Below are 18,856 nucleotides of genomic sequence, written 5' to 3' on the forward strand. Positions count from 1 at the left end.
CAGCGCTCAGTCCAGCACGAGGACGCGGGGGCCGGGGCCGGGGGCGAACAGCTCCCGCACCAGCTCCGCGCGATTCTCGCGGACGACGCGCTGGTTGATGGAGCCCTTGTCCGTCAGCTCGTGCGTGTCGAACGACGGCGGCTCCGCCACGAGCAGCAGCCGGCGGATGGCCTGGGAGGAGCCTGGGAAGGCGCGGTTGTGGCCCTCGATCGCCTCGCGCAGGCGGGCCAGCACGTCCTGGCGCGCGTGCGGCGGCACGTCGTCCGGGGCGGGCCCGAGCAGGGCGGTGATGGCGCTGGGGTTGAGCCAGGCCAGGACGCCGATGGCCTCCTCGCCCAGGCCACAGACGACGCAGTCGGAGAGCAGCGGCGCGGCGGTGCTCAGCACCTGCTGGCGCAGCGCGCTGGCGGCCACGCGCGTGCCGGTGTTGAGCTTGAAGTCCTCGGCCAGCCGGCCCGCGAAGACGAGCCCCACCTCGGGGCGCGCCGGGTCCAGGAAGCGCACCGCGTCCCCCAGCTCGTAGAAGCCCTCCTCGTCGAAGCCTTGCCTCCCCGTCGGTTCGAGGTCATGGCCCGGCGTCACCGTGGGCCCGCGCACGCGCAGGGCGTGGCGGTCATCCATGGGCACCAGCTTGAGCTGGACGCCCGGCAGGGGCAGCCCCACCAGCCCCGTCTCGTCGGTGGTCCAGTGCACCTGGGTGATGCACTGGGTCTCCGTGGCGCCATAGATGGTGGTGAAGGGGATGCGGTGGCCCACCGTCCGCACGGCGAGCGCTTGAAGCTCGTGCGCGACGGGCGCGGGCAGCGCGGCGCCTCCGTAGGCCATCGTCTCCAGGCGGCGGAAGAAGGCGTGGCACAGCGCCTCGTCCGTGCGCAGGGCGTCCACCAGCATGCGGAAGGCGACCGGGACGGAGGAGAACTCCGTGGGCGACACGCTCTGGATGTTGGCGAGGGTGCGCTCGAAGAGCCCGGGCATCGGGCGGCCCTCGTCCAGGTACACGGTGGCCCCGCGCAGGAGGTTGTGGTTGAAGCCGATGTTGCCGCCGCCCACGTGGCTCCAGGGCATCCAGTCGAGGATGACGGGCGCGGGCCGGTCCGAGGCGGACAGCTCCATCGCGGCCCAGCTCGCGAGCTGGTGGCACATCATCCCCTGCGTCTGCGCCACGCAGCGGGGGCGCGCGGTGGAGCCCGAGGTGAACATCCACTTGGCCACCGTGTCGTGGCGGATGCGCTCGATGGCGTCGTCCACCGCCGGCGTCGGCGCCGTGTCCATCCAGGAGGACAGCGGCGAGTGCCGGGGCACGGCCGGGGTGCCCGTGGCGGTGACGACCTCCACGTCGCTGAGGTCCAGGGCCTGGAGGGCGCGGGCGAAGCGGTCCGCGTCATCGGTGTAGACGACGGCGGGCCGGCACACGGCGAAGGCGTGGCGCAGCTTGCCATGGTCCGTGCTCCACAGCGAGAAGGGCACGCTGATGGGCGCGACGGGGACGCGCGCCATCATGGCTCCGAGCATCACCACGGCGAACTCGATGGAGCTGCCGGAGAGAATCATCACCGAGCGCCCCTCGGGCAGCGCGCGCGACAGCAGGGCCTGGGCAACGGAGCGCGCGCGTTGGTGGACGTCCGCGTACGTCGCCTGCCGCCAGGCGCCGTCTGGCGCGCGCTGGGCCAGGAAGACGCGCTCGGGGTGGGCGCGGGCCTGGCGTGCGAGGACATGGACGATGCTGCGCTCGACGTCCTCGTAGACATAGCCGCTCTCCAGGAGCAGCGAGCCATCCGGGCGGGACTGGACGCGCACGTTGGGGCCGCGCATGGCGAGGGGACGGTAGGGGGCGTGGGTCATCATGGTGGGCTCCGGGTGGCTCTCAGCGACCCTTGAAGTGGGCGGGGCGCTTCTCCAGGAAGGCGCGGGGGCCCTCCACGGCGTCCTCGGTCTGGTAGATGGGCTCGGCGAGCTCCAGCTCGCGTCGCAGCGCGTCCTGGAGCGGCAGCCCCTGGCACTCGCGCACGGCGCGGCGGATGAGGCGCACGGCCACCGGGCCGTTGGCGGCGATCTGCTCGGCGAGCTGGAAGGCGGTGGGCAGCAGCTCCTCGCGCGAGACGACGCGGTTGAGGAAGCCGAGCGAGAAGGCCTGGGACGCGGGGATGAGCGCGCCGGTGAGCAGCAGCTCCATCGCGTGGGCCTGGGGAATCTGTCGGGGCAGGCGCACCGTGGAGCCGCCCGCGGGGAACAGGCCCCACTTCACCTCCTGGAGACCGAAGAGGGCCTCGTGGCAGGCCACGCGCAGGTCCGCGGCCTGCGCCAGCTCCATGCCCCCGGCCACGGCGTGGCCGTTGATGGCGGCGATGACGGGCTTCTCGCAGTCGAAGTCGCGCAGGATGGCCTTCCAGCCGAAGCTCCGGTCCGCCACCAGCGCCTCCTCGTAGCGGTCTCTCGGCTCGCGCGCCCCGGACAGGAGCGGAATCGTCTTCACCAGGTCCGCGCCCGCGCAGAAGGCCTTGTCGCCCGCGCCAGTGACGATGGCCACGCGAAGCGCCTCGTCGCGGCGCAGCCGCTCCCACGCCTCGGCCAGCTCGTACGCCATCTGCGCGTCCAGCGCGTTGCGCGCCTCCGGACGGTCCAGGGTGATGAGCGCCACATGGCCCTGCACGTCGAAGCGGACTGTCGCCATTCGGAGTTCCTCGCGCGGAAGAGAATCCCCCAAGGCTACCTTCTCTCAGAGTGAAAAGCGCCCACTCCGAGGCTTGCCCGGCTCATCCCCGGGGCCGCTCGTGGAGCAGGGGACGCACGGCCGCGAATGCGGTGTCCCGCGCCCACCGGTGGGCCGCATCGTGCTGGAAGCGCTCGTGCCAGAGCATCGCGAAGCGGACGCGGGGAAGGGCCAGGGGGGCGGGGTGGACCTCCAGCCCCAGCGCGCCGGCCGCCTCGTTGACGAGGGGCACGGGGACGTTCATGAGCAGGTCCGAGCGGGCCACGACCTGGAGGCCCGCCAGGAACGAGGGCACCTCGAGGGCCACGCGGCGCCGCAGCCCGCGGCGCGTGAGCGCGTCCGCCACCGCGTTCGCGCGCTCGTTGCCGATGTGGACGACGACGTGCCCGTGGGCCAGCCAGCGGGCCACCGTCAACCGCGGGCGCAGCGCCGGGTGCCCCCGTCGTCCGGCGACGGCGAACCGCAATTCCCCCAGCAGGCGCGAGCGCGTGTGCCCGCCGACGAAGTGCGCGGGCGCGAGCGCGAGGGTCAGCGGACCCGCGGCGAGCAGGTGCGGCAGCTCGGCGGAGACGGGCCGCACGCGGAGGCTCATGCCCGGGGCCGCGCGCCCGACGGCGGTGAGGACGTGGGGGAGCACTGGCGCCAGGACGTCTGGCATCATCAGCGTCAAGGTCTGGGTGCAGGCCGCCGGGTCGAAGGCCGCCTCTGGCGTCACCGCGGCCTCGAGCGCCCGGAGGGCCTCGGCCAGCCGCGGCGCGAGGGCCTCGGCGCGCGGCGTGGGCAGCAGGCTTCCGCCCGCGCGCGCCAGCAGGGGGTCTCCCAGCGCCGCGCGCAGGCGCTGCAGCCGGTGGCTCATGGACGACTGGGTGATGCCCAGGCGCCGGGCCGCGCGCGTGACGTGCCGCTCCTCCAGCAGGACGTGCAGCGAGTAGAGGTGTGAGGCGTCGATGCGGTCGAGGAGCATCATCGAAAAATACCATGATGAAGATGCGCAACATGCAGGAGGTGGAGGGGCTGCGCGCCGCTAGGTTCGCGGCATGACCTCCAAGGCCTCCCGCCGCCAGCCGGGCGACGTCCTCGCCCCCTTCTCCGTCACCACGCTGTCCCACGGCCTGCTGGAGCTGCCCATGAGGGCGCCTGGCGCGTTCACGCACCTCCAGTTCCGCCGCTTCGCGGGCTGCCCCGTCTGCAACCTGCATTTGCGCGGCTTCGCGGCGGCGCAGGGCCGGCTCGTGGAGGCGGGAGTCCACACCGTGGCGTTCTTCCATTCCTCCGCGGAGGCGATGCGGCCCTACCAGGGGGACCTGCCCTTCCCCGTCGTGCCGGACCTCGAGCGCCGGTGGTACGGCCACTTCGGCGTGGAGCAGTCCGTCCTCGCGGTGGCGCATCCTCGCGCCATGCTCTCCGCGGTGCGGGGGCTGGCGTTGGCCCCGTCGAATCCGTTCGCCGGAGAGGGGGGACAGCGAGGGCTGCCCGCGGACTTCCTCCTCGACGCCACCGGCCGGGTGCGCGCGGTCCACTACGGGCGCCATGCGGACGACCACTGGGAGGTGGACGACGTCCTCGCCCTCGCGCGGAACGGACGAGCACGCGACGAGCGGGAGGCCGTCGTCCCGGCCCGGGGCCCGTGATGCCGGGGCATGCGCAGCGCGCCGGGTTGTCGTGACGAAGCGCCCCGAGCTCCGCCAGCGCAAATCACCATTCCAAGACGGAAGTCGGAATACTCGGATTACTTGTTGCGGCATGGGGACAAAGCGTTGACTGTTGTCCGGCTGGGGAATGCTCGGGCTGTCTGGCCCGCGCAGAAAGTGAGTGCAAGTACATGCAGAACGACATGATGAGTGCCATTCGGACCGTGGTGGCGGAGGAGGTGGGGAAGACGCTGGGCCGGCAGCTGGAGTTGCTGGAGCAGATTGCTCGGTACCTGGGCATTGCGCCTGGCCGTACTCCCGCGGCGTCCGCGCCGAAGCGTACACCCGCGACCACGCCTGCTCCGAAGCCCACGGTGGCGACGCGGAAATGGGTGAGGCCGAAGCCCACGCGGGCCGAGCCCTCACCCCAGAAGAGCCGCGTGCGGGCGCGCGCGCGTGCTGCGGGACGCACGGCGACAGCCGCCGCCCCCAGCCCCAGCCCGGAGGCGTCCGTCTCCTTCAAGGAGGGGCAGGACGTGAGCTACAAGCAAGGACGGGGCACCTTCCCCGCCAAGGTGAAGGCCGTCAACCAGGAGGCGAGGACGGTGACTGTGGAGCGCGTCGGCGACGGCAAGCAGGTGGTGCGCCCCTTCGACAAGGTGATGCCAGCCTGAGCATGGGTCGCGGAGCGCCCTCGCTGGAGGGCGCTGCTGCGGCAATCACGCGACTGCCAAGGCACGCACGTCCCGCAACTCCTGGCGGGCGCCGGAGGGCTTCACAGAAGTCTGGCGTCATGCTTCAAGAGCCGAAACTTGGCCGTCCTGGACGAAGATGCGCCGCCTGTGCAGGTGAGAACGGACGCCAGTAACGCCATGAAGTACCTGCCCGTCTCAGCGAATCGACGGGCGGTGATGAGGAAGGGCAGCGTACCGCCGACAGCGCCGGTGAGCCCCAGGCGCGCGGCCAGACGTCAGCGCTTCGCGCGGAGGCGACACAAGCCGCCGCGCCCGTGACGCAGCGACTGGACTTTGGGCAGGCACAGGTGCTCCTCGCGCGCCAAGCGGCATTGGCTGGCGCGCAGTTCATGGTTCGTCTGGTAGGTTCTCCCGCGTAAGCCCGGATGAGGGCTGCGTTCTGCCCCGCCTGCTGGTATCCGCGCAGCTGCCCGCCTCATGGTGGTGGTCACCCTGGCTTGTCATTCATTCGCCTGGACGCGCTCAGGATGCCGCGACCGAAATTCGGGTAGGCAAACCCCACGGGAACGCGACACGACCGTCCCGACTTGCATTCGGGGGCTGGTAGCGTGCTCGCCCAACGTCATGGGTGGGGTGGCGCCCAACCACTGACATGCGGGTCCTCGGCGCATGCCTTTCGAGCGCCCAGGCAGCGCGTGGTTGGGTCCGCGAGTGGGCTTCGCCCCACGCCAAATGGGCATGTCTTTGTTGGGGAGTCGATGTTTTCTATTTCTCTGGAAGGTGGTTTTTGTATGTGCGGCAATGGCTGTTTGATTTGACTGGACGTGACCTGGCGGGTATGGATGTATTCCGTGTCAATGACTAGTCGGGGGGCGTGGCCTTGAGTGCATCCCATGGAAATCCATACGAGATCAGTGCGCGCGCGGTGCGGCCCACTCGGTTGCTGCTCACGGGTGGTACGGGGTTTCTGGGAAGTCATTTCCTCCTCTGGCGCCTGATGGGAGGAGGGCACATCTTCGCCCTCGTCCGGGGCAAGTCCGCGGAACAGGCACGTGCAAGGCTCCTGGAGTCGCTCGCGCAGAGCGCAGCGTCGTATGACATCCCAGTCCCGGTCGAGGCCTTCGAGGACCGCGTGACATGCCTGAAGGGGGACATCACCCTTCCGCTCTGTGGCCTCTCATCCGTGGACCTGGAGTTGCTCGCCGAGGCGCGGCTCGACGAAGTCTGGCATTCGGCGGCGAGCCTCTCTTATGAAGACCGGCACAGGAAGAAGATTCACGCGCACAACTGTGTCGGGACAAGGAACGTCCTGGAGGTCACCCGGCGCGTCGACGCTCGACGCTTCGTCTATGTCTCCACGGCGTATACGGCGGGGACGCGGCGCGGGGTGATACCGGAGCAGGCGCTCCCGCCGCCCGAGCAGACAGCCGCCTCTTTCAACAACTACTACGAGGCGAGCAAGGCCGAGGCGGAGTGGGATGTCGCGCGCATCTGCGCCGAGACAGGAAGGGACTTCAGCATCCTGCGGCCCTCGGTCATCGTCGGGCCCAGCACGACGCGGCGCAGTGGTGGGACTCGGTTCGGGCTCTATGGCCTCGTGCGCGAGCTGCACCGACTGCGCGAGGGATTGGCCCAGGTCACGGACCCGCTTCGGCTGCTGGGCGACGAGGGAGCGGGCATCAACCTGGTTCCCGTGGACCACGTGGTGCAGGACATGCTCCGGCTGAGCGCCACGGGGTTCGAGGGCGGGGCGTACCACCACCTGGTGGGGCCCGTGGAGGTGCCGCTCGAGGGGCTCGTCGCCAGGCTCGCCCACCTCCTCCGGATCCCCATCCTCCGCTTCACCACCAGGCGTGAGACGGAAGCGACACCCATCGAGCAGCTCTTCGACCTGAGGGGAGCGTTCTATGCGAGCTACGGACTGAATCCGAAGCGCTTCGCCCGCGCGCTGCCACCCCATCCTCCGCTCACCCTGGCGGACCTGGAGGTCTACCTGGCCAGCTTCCTCGCGGAGCTGTCTCGGGAGCGCTCTGGAGACACCTTCACGCCGGTCCAGGTGCGCGCGTTTGATGGGGCGGAGGTGTGTGCGTTTACGCGAGGAGACCCGTCTCACCCGGTGCTCGTCTTGTGCAATGCGTATGCGATGCCAGAGGAGTTCCTGGCGCCGCTCGCGCAGCGGTTGGCCCAGCGCTGGCGGGTGGTGACGTGGAACACCCGCTGGCTGCCCACGCCCACTCCGGACTTCGACCCCGTGCGCTGCGACTCTCGGGTGCACGTGGAGGACCTCCTCGCCGTGCTCGACCGACTGGGAATCGCCCGGGCGGAGGCGGTGGTGGGCTGGAGCAGCGGTGCGCAGGTGGCCCTGCGCGCGCTCGCCGAGCACCCGGAGCGCTTCGCCAGCGGCGTCCTCTTGAATGGCACCGTCTCCTTGCCGGAGGCGCCGGACCATCCGCTCACCTCGTTCGAGAAGAACCTGCGTCAGTTGTTCCCGCAAATCGCCGCGAACCCGCGCGTGGCGGAGCGCTACTGCAAGCTCATCTTCGGCGGTGACACCGCCAGCGGCGCGCCCCAGAGCGAGGACCGGAAGGTGGTGGCCAGCGTCCTCACCTCCACGGATCCACACCTGCTCTACATGACGAGCGTCCCGTTCCGGACGCCCACCAGTCTCTTCCGCTACGCGCACATGGTGTCCTCGCTCTTCCGCGAGCGCGACGACGCGTGGACGTCCTCGGTGAAGCAGCCGGTGCTCGTCTTTGGCGGTGGCTCCGACCTCATCTCGCACCCCGACCAGGTGGCCTCGCTCGCCCGTCGCCTCGCCTCCGCCCGGACAGTGCTCCAGCCATCGGCGGACCACTTCTCGCATTTCTATGACGAAGGGATTGCCGCCATGATTGAGGAATTCGCCCAGCAGGCGCCGTCCAAGGTCCGTCCGGCGGAGCCCACCGCAGAGAGCTTCGCGCGCACCCTTGAGCGACTGGTCCACCTGTCCAACGCGGACACGGCCAATCCCTTCCGGGACCTGGCCTGGGAGAAGTCGTTGCCGGAGGACCAATACTGGATGAGCCCGGAGCTGCTCTCCATCCATGGCACGCCCTGGGAGCAGAAGCTGACGCCGGAGCAGCTCCGCCAGCTCAGCAAGTGGGAGTGCATCAACTTCTTCAGCCTGAACGTGACGGGCATCCGGGAGTTGCTCATGGAGATGATCAGCCGGATGCACACGCCCGGCTACGAGCAGTCCTCGGAGTACCTCCACCACCTGGTGCTCGAGGAGAACGAGCACATGTGGTACTTCTCGCGATTCTGCATCGCGTACGGCGGAAAGATATACAGAGACCGTCGCATCCGTTACGACACCTTCCCCGAGCCAGACATCAAGGAGTTCCTGGCGTTCGCCACGGTGCTGGTGTTCGAGGAGATTGTCGACATCTACAACCACCAGATGGCGAAGGATGGGCGGCTGCCGCCCTTCATCCGGGAAATCAACCGGCTGCACCATTCGGACGAGACGCGCCACATCACCTACGGGCGGCTGAACATCGAGCGACTCCATGAGGGCCTGCGTGCCCGGTACAGCGTGGAGCGGCTTCGCGACGTGGAGCATGCACTCAAGCGCTTCATGCTCACGTCGATGCAGAAGCTCTACAACCCGGAGATGTACAAGGACGTCGGACTGCCCGAGCCGCTCAAGCTCCGCAACGAACTGCTCACGCATCCGGAGCGCATCGCCTTCAACGAGCGCATTCTGTCCAAGACGACACGGTTCATGGTGAAGAAAGAAATCTTCACCGATGACCGGCTGGCTTGAGGGGCGCCACGAATGACTCCGCGACACCTCAGCAACCTGCTGGACGAGGCCGAGCGTCTGCACGGCGCGCGCCCGTTCCTCCAGGACGAGCGGACCTCGTGCTCCTACGCGGACCTGGCCGCCATCACTCGGCGGCTCGGCGGCTGGCTCGCGGCACTGGGCGTGCGGCGGGGAGACCGGGTCGTCATCCTCACCCGCAACCGGGTGGAAGTGGCCCTGGCCGCCTTCGCGACGGCGCGCATCGGCGGCGTCTTCGCCGTCCTGCATGGCGGCATCCGCGAGCAGGGGCTTCGGAAGATACTGGACCAGGTGACTCCAGCCGTCGCCTTCCTGGACGAGACGACCGCGCATCTGGCGCCGGCCCTGGGCGCGGTGCCCATTGTCTGGGTGGGGGGAGGTGCGGTGCCTCCCTCGGGTCATCTGCTGGAACGACTGCTGGCGGACGAGCAGCGGGAGTGTCCGCCCTTCTCCGGCACGGACGTGGACCCTGTCTGCCTCGTCTATACCTCCGGCTCCACGGGCGCGCCACGAGGGGTGACGCTCAGCCACGACAACATCCTCTTCGTGGTCGCCGCCATCCAGGCGCGTCTCCAGTACGCGCGCGAGGACGTGGTGGGCGTCTTCGTGCCGCTCTCTTTCGACTACGGGCTCTACCAGGTGTTCCTCGCCGCGCAGGTGGGGGCCGCCGTCTTCGTGGGTGGGGCGGAGCTGGCGGGCCCGGCCCTGGTCGCCACGCTGGCGCGCCAGCGCGTCACCGTCCTGCCCGGTGTGCCTACGCTCTTCGCGGCGCTGCTCATGCTGCTCGAGCGTGGAGGGACGGGCGGGCTCGTGCTGCGCGCGCTCACCAACACTGGCGCGCACCTGCCGGCCAGCCACGTGTCACGGCTCCGCGAGCTGTTGCCGGGCGTATTGGTCTTCCCCATGTATGGACTGACCGAGTGCAAGCGTGTCTCCATCCTCCTGCCCGAGGAGCTGGAAGCGCACCCGGGCTCGGTGGGGCGCGCACTGCCTGGCACGGAGGCGATGATTCTCGACGAGGTGGGCCGCGTGGTGCCGCCGGGCGGGGTGGGGGAGCTGGTCATCCAGGGCCGCCATGTCGCGTTGGGATACTGGGAGGCGCCGGAGGAGACCGCGCTGCGGTACCGCCCCCATCCTCGAAACCTGGGGCGCGTGCTGTACTCCGGTGACCTGTTTCGAATGGACGCGGAGGGGTTCCTCCAGTTCGTCGGCCGCAAGGATTTCCTCCTCAAGCGCCGTGGCTTCCGCATACACCCGCTGGAAATCGAGGAGGTGGCCTGCGCGCTTCCGGGAGTGGCCGAGGCGGGCGTGGCGCAGGAGGCAGGCTCCGACCGACTGCACCTCTTCGTCGCCGCCGCGGGAGGCCCGGACGCGCCGCCGGGGCGGGAGGCGGGCGTACTCGACGCACTCTCCAGTCGGCTGGAGACCCACAAGGTGCCGGACCGGGTGCACTGGGTGCTGGAGTTGCCCAGGACGCCCAACGGGAAGCTCGACCGCGGCGCGTTGGCGGGCTGGGTAGAGCGGGAGGCGCGGCCATGAGCACTTTCGCTTCCGCACGCGAAGCCGCCAGGGCCGCGGCGTGGTTGGAGACGTATGGCTCACCTCTGTATGTCTATGACCTGGGCGAGGTGGAGCTCCGTGCCCGGGAACTGCTGGCGGTGCTTCCCGCGGGCAGCCGCCTGCTCTTCTCGCTCAAGGCCAATCCGCTGCCGGCCATCGCCGCGCGGCTGTGCCAGCTCGGGTGCGATGCGGAGGTGTCGTCGCCAGGAGAGCTGGCGGTGGCGCTCTCGGTGGGCTTTCCGGCGGAGCGGGTGCTCTACACGGGCCCCGGCAAGAGCGCGGAGGAGGTCCACCGCGCGCTGGGCGCCGGGGTGACGGGCTTCTCCGCCGAGTCGTGGTTGGACCTGGAGCGCATCGACCGAGCCGCGCGGGCGGCGCGAGTGCGCGCGCGGGTCCTCTTGCGCGTCAACCCGAACGCGCCCCCGGTGGCCCGACTGGCGATGAGCGGCGTGAGCAGCCAGTTCGGCTTCGACGAGACGGAGCTGGTCGAGGGTCGGGCGCGCCTGGCTTCGCTGGACGGCGTCGAGCTGATGGGGCTGCACATCTACCAGGGGACGCAACTGGCGGACGCGCAGGCGCTGCTCGCGGCGGTGCAACAGGCGCTGGAGGTGGGCGAGGCGCTGTGCGGAGCGCTGGAGATGCCCTTCCAGGTCGTGGACGTGGGCGGTGGCTTCCCCTGGCCCTTCGCCACGCCCGGCGTGGGGCTGGAGGCGGCCGCGCTGCAAGGGCCACTCGCGTTGCTGGCCGCCCGCCGCCAGCGGACCGCGTCCTCCGCGCTCTGGTTCGAGTCCGGTCGCTGGCTGTGTGCCTCCTCCGGCGCTCTGTGGACGACGGTGGTGGACGTCAAGCGCTCCAAGGGGAAGCAGTACGTCGTGCTCGACAGCGGCATCCATCACCTGGGCGGCATGTCCGGGCTGGGGCGGGTGCCGCTGGTGGGGATGGGGGTCGCCCGGGCGGGCGCGGAGACGGAGCCCGGCGCGCTCGAGGAGGTCAACGTCGTGGGGCCCCTGTGTACGCCGCTGGACTGCTTCGCCCGCAACCTGAAGCTGCCGTCGCTCCGGCCGGGGGACCACGTCTTCATCCCCAACGTAGGGGCTTATGGGCTGACGGCCAGCCTCACGGGGTTCTTGAGCCGCCCGCCGCCGGTGGAGGTGGCGCATCGGGACGGAGTGGTGCTCTCGGTGTCCCGTCTGCGCTGGGGGCACGAGTCTTACGAACCGCCCGCAACCGCGCGGTTGCGCTCGAAGCAGGAGGCACGATGACCACGGAAGAGATGAGGAGCCGGCTCGTCGAGGTGCTGCGTGAATTCCTTCCCCGGGTGGCGCCCGGTGAGCCGGTGGAGATGGCGCGCCCGCTCAACGAGCTGGGATTGGATTCGATGAGCGCCATCAACCTGATGTTGGCGCTGGAGGGCGCCTTCGACATCTCCTTCCCGGATGCGCTCTTGACCGCGGAGACGTTCCACACCGCCGCGACGCTGGAGTCCACCGTCCATCACCTGCGTGGCGCCGCCGCGTGAGCACGCTCCGGCTCGCTCCGAAGGCAAGCGACGAGGCGCCGCCCGCGGCCCAGGCGCCATCACGCCCGCGCGGGCGCGGAATCGGCGCGGCCGTCCACCGCTGGCGCCAGCGCGAGGATCAGGACGCCCGCATCGACGCCGCACGGGCCCTGGGCCAGACGCTGCGCGCGCGGGCCCGGGAGGCTCCGCCCACGCCTCATCACCGGGAAGCGGAGGCGTACCGCGCCGGCATCGGCCGGACGTTGCTGCAGCTTGGCGTCTGGCTCTCCGGTGCGTTCTGGCTGCTCGGGCGGATTGCCCTGGACATCGTTCTGCGGCGCGACTCGGTCCAGGCGCGGGGGCTCCATCTGCGGCGGCTCATCGAGCGAGCCGGTGGGACGTGGATCAAGCTGGGCCAGCAACTGGCCATCCGGGTCGACCTGCTGCCGTACCCGGTGGCGCAGGAGCTGGAGAAGATGCTGGACGCGGCGCCCCCCATCCCGTTCACGCAGGTGCGGACGCTGGTGGAGAAGGCCGTCCGCCGGCCGCTCTCGGAGGTGTTCTCCGAGCTGAGCGAGGAGCCGGTGGGCTCCGGCTCCGTCGCGTGTGTCTACCGCGGAGTCCTCCATGGCGGCGAGGTGGTGGCGGTGAAGGTCCGCCGCCCCGGCGTTGGCGCGCTCTTCGCGGCGGACATGCGCGCGCTGGGGTGGATTCTCTGGCTGGCCGAGCTGTGGCTCATCCCGCCCGGCTACTCGCGCCAGCTCCTCTACGAGCTGAGCAGCATGCTCTACGAGGAGCTCGATTTCGTCCGCGAGGCCCGCTACACCGAGCTCTTCCAGGACCGGATGAACCGGCTGGGACAGCGCTTCGCGCGCTCGCCGCGCGTCCATGGCGAACTCTCCAACCACGAGGTGCTCGTCTCTGAGTTCGTCTCCGGCATCTGGCTCAAGGACCTCATTTCCGCGGCCGAGCGCCAGGACGAGGAGGGGCTGCCCCAGCTCGCGGAACTGGGCATCGTTCCGCGCAAGGTGGCCCGCCGGCTGCTGAAGATTGCCCGCCTCTGCGCGCAGGAGGGGCTCTTCTTCCACGCGGACATGCACCCGGCGAACGTGGTGGTGCATCCGGACAGCCGGTTGGTGCTCATCGACTTCGGCTCGTGTGGCGCCTTCACCGCGAGGGAGCGGCGGGTGTGGCGGGAAATCGCGGACGCCCAGGCGAACGAGGATGTCGGCCGGATGGTGTCCGCGGTGCTCGCGTTGCTCGAGCCGTTGCCCTCGGTGGACGTGGAGGAGTTCTCCCGGAAGCTGGAGGGCATCTTCTGGCAGGACCTCTACGCCAACAAGAGCCGCACCTCGCGGTGGTGGGAGCGGACGTCCGCCAACCTCTGGATTGGCTTCTTCAAGCTGGCCCAGGAGTACCGGGTGCCGATGAACCTCAACACCCTGCGGATGATTCGCTCCACCATGCTCTCCGACAGCCTGGCGGCTCGGCTGGATCCGCGCATCGACCACTACCGGGAGTACCGTCGGTACGAGGTGCAGCTGGGACGGCGGATGCGCCGGCGGCTGGAGAAGAAGCTGCACGGGTTGACCGAGGACCGTTCGTTCATCCGCTACGACCAGTTCTTCGAGGCGGCCATGGCGGGGTTCTACCGTCTCCAGCGCTTCCTCGACTCCTCCACCTACCGCTTCGCGGTGACCGAGCGGCTGCTTTCCTTCGTGCTGGCCGCGGTGCTGCGCGCCGGGGTCTGGCTGTTGTCGGGCGCGCTCGTGGTCCGCGCGGGCACGGCGCTCGTGGGTGTCATCCTGCATGGCAGGGAGGTCGGGGAAGCCCTCCACGCGGAGCTCTTGACGAGCCCCCCGTGGGCGCGGACGTTCCTCAGTCCTCTCTTCCTGGGGGCCGTGGTCGTCGCAGTAGTGGTGACGCTTCGGGGGCTCAGTTTTCGACTCTCCGACAAGGACCGGGAAGCGGGCACACGCACCGCGCTCTGACCGCGCCACCCGGGGCGCGCTGGAATGACGTTTCAAGGAGTGCACCGTATGGCAATTGAACCCCAGTACCTGCTCAGTACCCTCCCTATTGTCATTGAACTGGGCAAACAGCAGCGCAAGAAGCTCAAGGACCTCAAGCGCGGCAAGGGCGCGCTCATGCTTGAGGTGAGCGAGGCCCTGAGCGAAGTCCAGACTCGGATGGGGAACGAGGCGGTGGGCAAGCAGTTTGTCCCGGTCGTCCTGGTCTACCAGAAGAAGAAGCGGAAGAGCCGGAACGGGCTGTCGTTGCCCTTCGTTCCTCCCTTCCTGCCGTGAACCTCCCGTAGCGCAAGGCGAAGGAGCCCAGAACATGAGCATTCCAGGCAAGGAAGGGATGAGCCAGACCGCGGTCACCGTGGAGCGCACCACCACTTCCGGGGGCGGACAGATGGTCGCCTCGGACGTGGTGGTGGAGCGCACGCTTGAGGGCAAGCGCAAGCGCAAGACGGGCAAGGGGTTGAAGAACCTGGACAGGGCCCACGACAACGTGAGCCGCGCCTTGGAGCACCTGTCCGCCGCCGTCTCCGACGGGCTGCTCACCTACCGCAAGGAGCAGAAGCGGTCGGCGGAGAAGAAGAAGGACGGCGCGCTGCGGGACGTGATGAGGAACAGTGGCAAAGCGATGAGCGACGGCCTGAAGACGCTGAGCAAGGTGCCGCGCGACATCAGCCGGACGGTGGACACGAAGCCCAACCGGAAGCAGGTCCGGGCCGTCGCGCGGTTCCTCGCGTGGCCCCTGGGCCGTTAGGGGTCCAACTGGCGCTGTGCGTAGGCGGAGGTGAGCCGGCCCGTGTGGGCCGGCGCGGTGTCCCGGAGGAAGTCCTGGACTACGGCCACCGTCGTGGTCGGGTCTTCCTCCATGGGCACATGGCCCAGCCCTTCGAACACGACCAGGCGTGAGTCGGGAATGTTGGCGTGGAACTTCTCCGCGTAGTTCGGGAGGATCCACTCGTCGCGGCTGCCCCAGAGGATGAGGGTGGGGACCTGAATCTCACGCAGCCGCTCCTCGAGCGAGTCGTCCTCGTCGATGGCGAGCCGTCTCCAGGTGGCCTCCCGGTTGCCCTCGCGCAGGAGGATGTCCTCGTACAGGTCCACGGTCTCCTCGGTAATGCGCCGTGGGTCGCCGTAGGTCGCGGCCACGGCGCGCCTCACCATGAAGCGTGGGGTGTACCACCGCACCACGTGCCGTACCCCAGGCACCTTGTAGAGCCGCAGGTAGATGGGCAGCTTCTCGTCGCGCCGCAAGCCATAGGCGTCCACGAGGATGAGCCGCTCCACCTTCTTGGGATGGTGCAGGGCGTAGCGCCAGGAGATGCCGCCGCCCATGGAGTTGCCGCCCAGGGTGAAGCGCTCGAGCCCGAGCTGTCGCACCAATGCATCCAGCCAGGCGACCTCGTCGTCATGGGTATAGCGGTTCCAGGGGTCCGGCCCGGTGGTGCCTTGACCGGGCACGTCCATGGTGATGACCCGGTAATGGGACGAGAGCGCGTCCACCCAGCCGTCCCAGGTGTGGAGCGACGCGTTGGAGCCGTGCAGGAGTACGAGGACGGGCCCCTGGCCCTGGTCGCGATAGTGTGTCCGGACCCCGTTGACGGTGACGAATCTCGAGGGCGCTCCCGAGCGTCTCGATTCGACCTCGCGGGCGGGGCGGTCCCGCCGGAACCCCAGGGCGAGGGCGATGACGCCCCCCGCCAATCCCAATCCAGTGAGCAACTTGCCGGTGCGATTCATACGGCTCCCGCGCCCGGCCGGTGTTCGTCATGAGCCCGGTCCGAGCCGGGGCTAGATAGGTCGTCCCAGCCGCTTCAGCACGTCGGCCGCCTGTCCATCCATTCGTTCAAGAATCTCCTCCGCGGTGGGGATGTCGCGAATCAGCCCCGTGGCTTGTCCCACGGGGCTGTGGCCGATGGTGTAGTCGTGGGCCGCCATCGCGGCGCGATACGTCTCACGCTCCTGCTCCGCGACGGCGAGCAGCTCGTCCTCGCGGCCCGACCAGCGCTCGGTCATCGTGTTCTTGAGCGCACGGAAGGTATAGCCGGGCGGCCAGTGCTTCTCGCGCAGGACGTCGAAGACGATGGAGCGGTCGGTGTCCTCGCCCGTCAGATGGACGGACCTCGCCTTGGAGGCCTCGTGCGCCAGTGACTCGCGGCTGGCCCACAGGCGCGAGCCCACCAGCGCACCGTCCGCTCCCAACGCAAGGACTGCGGCCAGCCCGCGTCCGTCGGCCACGCCTCCGGCCGCGAGCAGGAGTGTGTCCGGTGCGCGCTGGGCGAGGATGTCGGCAACCTCGGGGATGAAGGTGATGGTCGCGCGGTTGGCCATTCCATGGCCGCCGGCCTCGCTGCTCTGCGCGACGATGACGTCCGCGCCCGCCTCGAGGGCTTGCTCGAGTTGATGGAGGCGCTGGACCTGACATATCAGGGCCGCGCCGGCGGCCTTGACCTTCGGGGCATGGGGGCGTGGGTCGCCGAACGACAGCATGAACGCACGCGGCTGGTGTGACAGCGCCGCGTCGAGGATGGAGGGGTTCTGCTCGATCATCCATGTGATGAGCCCGCCGCCCACCGGGGCGCCTTGCGCGTTCGCGTGCTCCTGGGCAATCCATTCCGGGTCGCCGTACCCACCGCCAATCAGGCCCAGCCCTCCCGCGCGACTGACGGCCCCCGCGAGAACTCCGCCGGCAATCAGCGCCATGGGTGCGCAGGCGATGGGGTACTTCAGTTGGAAGCGTTCGGTAAAGCGGGTCTTCATGGGGCGCTCCTGGAGGAGGGGAGGGGCTGCAACGTGGCTGATAGGCCGGTTTCACGGAGGAGGACAAAGGCCCACCAGGGAAGGTCGTTGTTGGCGAGTACGCTCCGAGCGTCGCAAGGAGTTCAATCACCGTGGGCATCGTTTGAGTTTATCCCCTGCGCATTGGCTGCTCGGGGCACGGCTCATCACGGGGGAGGCCGTCTCTCGCTCGGCGGTGAGCCGGGTGACACGGACTTCGAGGCTCCCAGCCTTCAGTACGCCAGGAAGCGGCTGGAGGCCCTCCAGGAAGGGCTGGGACGCCGCCAGACTGGCAAGTCCACTGGGGATTCGGCCACCGCGTCGCGGGCCGAATCTCCGGTGTCGTTTCAAGGCGAAGGTCCGGGCGTGAATCGCGCGGATGCTTCGCTCACGGGAACGCGACGGTGAAGATGTTCGCGGCGCCCAGGTAGGCGCCGTCGGTGTTGACGGTCACTCCTCCGCCACCGCCGCCCTCGGCCACCACGTAGTGGCCGGTCGAGGCACGAAGGGTGATGGTCCTCGAGTAGACTCGCGTCATGGTCACCACGTCGAGCGTGCTCAGCGCGTTGCGCTGCCCGATGGACTGTCCATCCCGGGCCTCGATGGTAGGGCGCCCGTTCCTCGAGCCCTGCATCGGGCCGTAGTGCATGATGGAGCCGTAGTCGTAGCCAAAGTAGTAGTCGTCGTCGTCGTTGTTGTTCTGCTGGAAATGGGTCGCCGCGCCCGGCGCCATGTTCTCCCACCGGATGATGACGTAGGTGTCGCGGTCCTGCCGGTTGTGCTCGTGGTCGAGTCCCAGGATGTGTCCAAGCTCATGGACGATGGTGCCGGTGCTGCAACTGCCATCCAGCCACGTTCCTTGCTCGCCACCCTGGCGTCCATAACTGGAGTAACACCCGGAGCCTGACTGGATGCGAAGATAGTCAGGATATTGCGCAGCGTTGCTCGCGGTGCGGGGCACGAACCTGAGCGATCCCCGCATTTAAGCGAGCGGCTTGCTAGGGCCTACCTGACAGCTCCATGCGAAGCGGAGTGGTGGGGTGCAGGAGGAGAGGCCATGCTGGTACGCCAGGTGGCCATCAACGAAGAGCAGATGCGGGCGTTCCTGGAGAACGTGTTTGAGGAGGACCTGCACGCCAAGAGGGTGCTGTCGCTTTCGCATGCGACGTTGGGCGTGCTGCACTCCGCGTCCCACCGCTCCGAGAGCACCAGGGCGCGTAAGTCCAGGATGTGCTGGCCGGACGCCTCCTTCCAGCGGGCGCCAGGGCGCTTCATGCGCAGGGAGACGAGAGGGGGCTTGCCTCGAAGCGGCTCGGTCAGGCGCAAGTCGGTCTCGAGGCCAACCCGATCCGAGCGGCGCTCAAGCGACAACTGCTGCTGCGCTCGCCCAACCAGGCGGGGTGACGCACAAGGAACCGCGAATCAAGAAGGTCGCTGTACTCAGTCGGGATACAGGCGTTTCCATTCCTCCCGCCATTCCCGCGCCAGCACGGACCGCTGGCGGCCGTAGCGGGCCTCGGTCGCCGAGGCTGCGGTGATGCGGTCGACGCGGAAATGGCGGAAGGCCTGGCGCAAGCAGCACCAGGCGGCAACGAGCTGTTTGCCCTCGTGAAACGCGAGCTGCACCGGCCAGATGTCGCGCTGGCTCGGCTGGCCCTTCCCGTCGGCATACACGATGAGGAGCGCCTTCTCTTCGCGAATGGCCCGGCGCACGAGGCCGAGCACCGGGACGGACGCAGCCCCGCCGCGCATCAGGATGGGCCAGAGCCCGGTGTCCTTCATTCGGTCGCGCAGGTCGTCGGGCGAGGCGGTGGCGATCTTGCCCAGCGCATTGCGCGCCGCCCCGGCAAGGCCGGCATCCGGCTGGGCCTCGACCCAGCGGGAGCCGAGCACCAGCGCCTCAAGTTCCTCGGCCGTGAACATCAGCGGCGGCAGGAAGAAGCCCGGCTTCAGCATATAGCCCACGCCCGCCTCGCCAACGATGGGCGCGCCAAGACCGATGAGCGTCCGCACGTCGCGATAGAGCGTGCGCATGGAAACACCCTGTTCCTCGGCCAGCGCCGCCGCAGTGACGGGGCGGCGGTGCCGGCGAAGTGCGTCCATGACTGCAAAGAGGCGTTCGGTCTTGTCCATGCGCGCG

General features: G+C 69.2%; 16 protein-coding genes. 9 read left to right on the forward strand and 7 right to left on the reverse strand.

Translation table 11 applies throughout. The features are described 5' to 3' along the window. Positions 1 to 6 precede the first annotated feature (6 nt). From KGD87_RS35365 to KGD87_RS35375, 3 genes are all read right to left on the reverse strand, one after another. Positions 7 to 1,845, reverse strand: a complete 1,839-nt coding sequence (locus KGD87_RS35365; protein WP_284665317.1) for an AMP-binding protein — start codon at positions 1,843 to 1,845, stop codon at positions 7 to 9. Positions 1,846 to 1,864: 19 nt separating this feature from the next. Then, the gene (locus KGD87_RS35370; protein WP_284665318.1) at positions 1,865 to 2,671 is read right to left on the reverse strand and encodes an enoyl-CoA hydratase/isomerase family protein; all 807 of its coding nucleotides are present in this window, start codon (positions 2,669 to 2,671) and stop codon (positions 1,865 to 1,867) included. A gap of 82 nt (positions 2,672 to 2,753) precedes the next feature. Further along, the gene (locus KGD87_RS35375; RefSeq protein WP_284665319.1) at positions 2,754 to 3,677 is read right to left on the reverse strand and encodes a LysR family transcriptional regulator; all 924 of its coding nucleotides are present in this window, start codon (positions 3,675 to 3,677) and stop codon (positions 2,754 to 2,756) included. Between the two features lie 70 nt (positions 3,678 to 3,747). On the opposite strand from KGD87_RS35375, the gene KGD87_RS35380 reads away from it, so the two are divergent. From KGD87_RS35380 to KGD87_RS35420, 9 genes are all read left to right on the forward strand, one after another. Continuing rightward, the gene (locus KGD87_RS35380; RefSeq protein ID WP_284665320.1) at positions 3,748 to 4,341 is read left to right on the forward strand and encodes a peroxiredoxin-like family protein; all 594 of its coding nucleotides are present in this window, start codon (positions 3,748 to 3,750) and stop codon (positions 4,339 to 4,341) included. A 191-nt stretch (positions 4,342 to 4,532) separates the two neighbouring features. Then, positions 4,533 to 5,015, forward strand: coding sequence for a PspA (locus KGD87_RS35385; RefSeq protein ID WP_284665321.1), 483 nt, complete (start codon positions 4,533 to 4,535; stop codon positions 5,013 to 5,015). A gap of 946 nt (positions 5,016 to 5,961) precedes the next feature. Continuing rightward, entirely contained in the window at positions 5,962 to 8,841 is a 2,880-nt protein-coding gene (locus KGD87_RS35390) for an alpha/beta fold hydrolase (RefSeq protein WP_284665322.1), read from the forward strand. Positions 8,842 to 8,853: 12 nt separating this feature from the next. After that, complete coding sequence (locus KGD87_RS35395; RefSeq protein ID WP_284665323.1) at positions 8,854 to 10,398, forward strand: class I adenylate-forming enzyme family protein; 1,545 nt, start codon at positions 8,854 to 8,856, stop codon at positions 10,396 to 10,398. Next, positions 10,395 to 11,681, forward strand: a complete 1,287-nt coding sequence (locus tag KGD87_RS35400) for a type III PLP-dependent enzyme domain-containing protein (protein WP_284665324.1) — start codon at positions 10,395 to 10,397, stop codon at positions 11,679 to 11,681. The genes KGD87_RS35395 and KGD87_RS35400 overlap by 4 nt, the downstream gene beginning before the upstream one ends. Next, a complete protein-coding gene (locus KGD87_RS35405; protein ID WP_284665325.1) occupies positions 11,678 to 11,938 on the forward strand; it encodes a phosphopantetheine-binding protein in 261 nt (86 codons plus the stop codon). The genes KGD87_RS35400 and KGD87_RS35405 overlap by 4 nt, the downstream gene beginning before the upstream one ends. After that, the gene (locus KGD87_RS35410) at positions 11,935 to 13,908 is read left to right on the forward strand and encodes an ABC1 kinase family protein (RefSeq protein WP_284665326.1); all 1,974 of its coding nucleotides are present in this window, start codon (positions 11,935 to 11,937) and stop codon (positions 13,906 to 13,908) included. The genes KGD87_RS35405 and KGD87_RS35410 overlap by 4 nt, the downstream gene beginning before the upstream one ends. Positions 13,909 to 13,956: 48 nt before the next feature. Continuing rightward, positions 13,957 to 14,223: a DUF6200 domain-containing protein gene (locus tag KGD87_RS35415; RefSeq protein WP_284665327.1), complete on the forward strand. Its 267-nt coding sequence runs from the start codon at positions 13,957 to 13,959 to the stop codon at positions 14,221 to 14,223. 34 nt (positions 14,224 to 14,257) lie between these two features. Beyond that, a complete protein-coding gene (locus KGD87_RS35420; RefSeq protein WP_284665328.1) occupies positions 14,258 to 14,695 on the forward strand; it encodes a DUF6312 domain-containing protein in 438 nt (145 codons plus the stop codon). On the opposite strand, the gene KGD87_RS35425 is transcribed toward KGD87_RS35420, so the two are convergent. The 4 genes from KGD87_RS35425 to KGD87_RS35440 form a co-directional block, all read right to left on the reverse strand. Continuing rightward, positions 14,692 to 15,678 carry an alpha/beta fold hydrolase gene (locus KGD87_RS35425; RefSeq protein WP_284665329.1) on the reverse strand — a complete coding sequence of 329 codons (987 nt, stop codon included), beginning with the start codon at positions 15,676 to 15,678 and terminating at the stop codon, positions 14,692 to 14,694. The genes KGD87_RS35420 and KGD87_RS35425 overlap by 4 nt on opposite strands. A gap of 51 nt (positions 15,679 to 15,729) precedes the next feature. After that, complete coding sequence (locus tag KGD87_RS35430; RefSeq protein WP_284665330.1) at positions 15,730 to 16,698, reverse strand: NAD(P)H-dependent flavin oxidoreductase; 969 nt, start codon at positions 16,696 to 16,698, stop codon at positions 15,730 to 15,732. Positions 16,699 to 17,104: 406 nt separating this feature from the next. Continuing rightward, positions 17,105 to 17,677 carry a M12 family metallopeptidase gene (locus tag KGD87_RS35435; protein WP_284665331.1) on the reverse strand — a complete coding sequence of 191 codons (573 nt, stop codon included), beginning with the start codon at positions 17,675 to 17,677 and terminating at the stop codon, positions 17,105 to 17,107. A 479-nt stretch (positions 17,678 to 18,156) separates the two neighbouring features. After that, on the reverse strand, positions 18,157 to 18,849 hold the full coding sequence (locus KGD87_RS35440) for a helix-turn-helix transcriptional regulator (protein WP_284665332.1): 693 nt from the start codon (positions 18,847 to 18,849) through the stop codon (positions 18,157 to 18,159). Between the last annotated feature and the right edge of the window lie 7 nt (positions 18,850 to 18,856).

This window comes from Myxococcus sp. SDU36 (assembly GCF_030168875.1).
In the GTDB taxonomy this organism is placed as follows: Bacteria; Myxococcota; Myxococcia; order Myxococcales; family Myxococcaceae; genus Myxococcus; species Myxococcus vastator.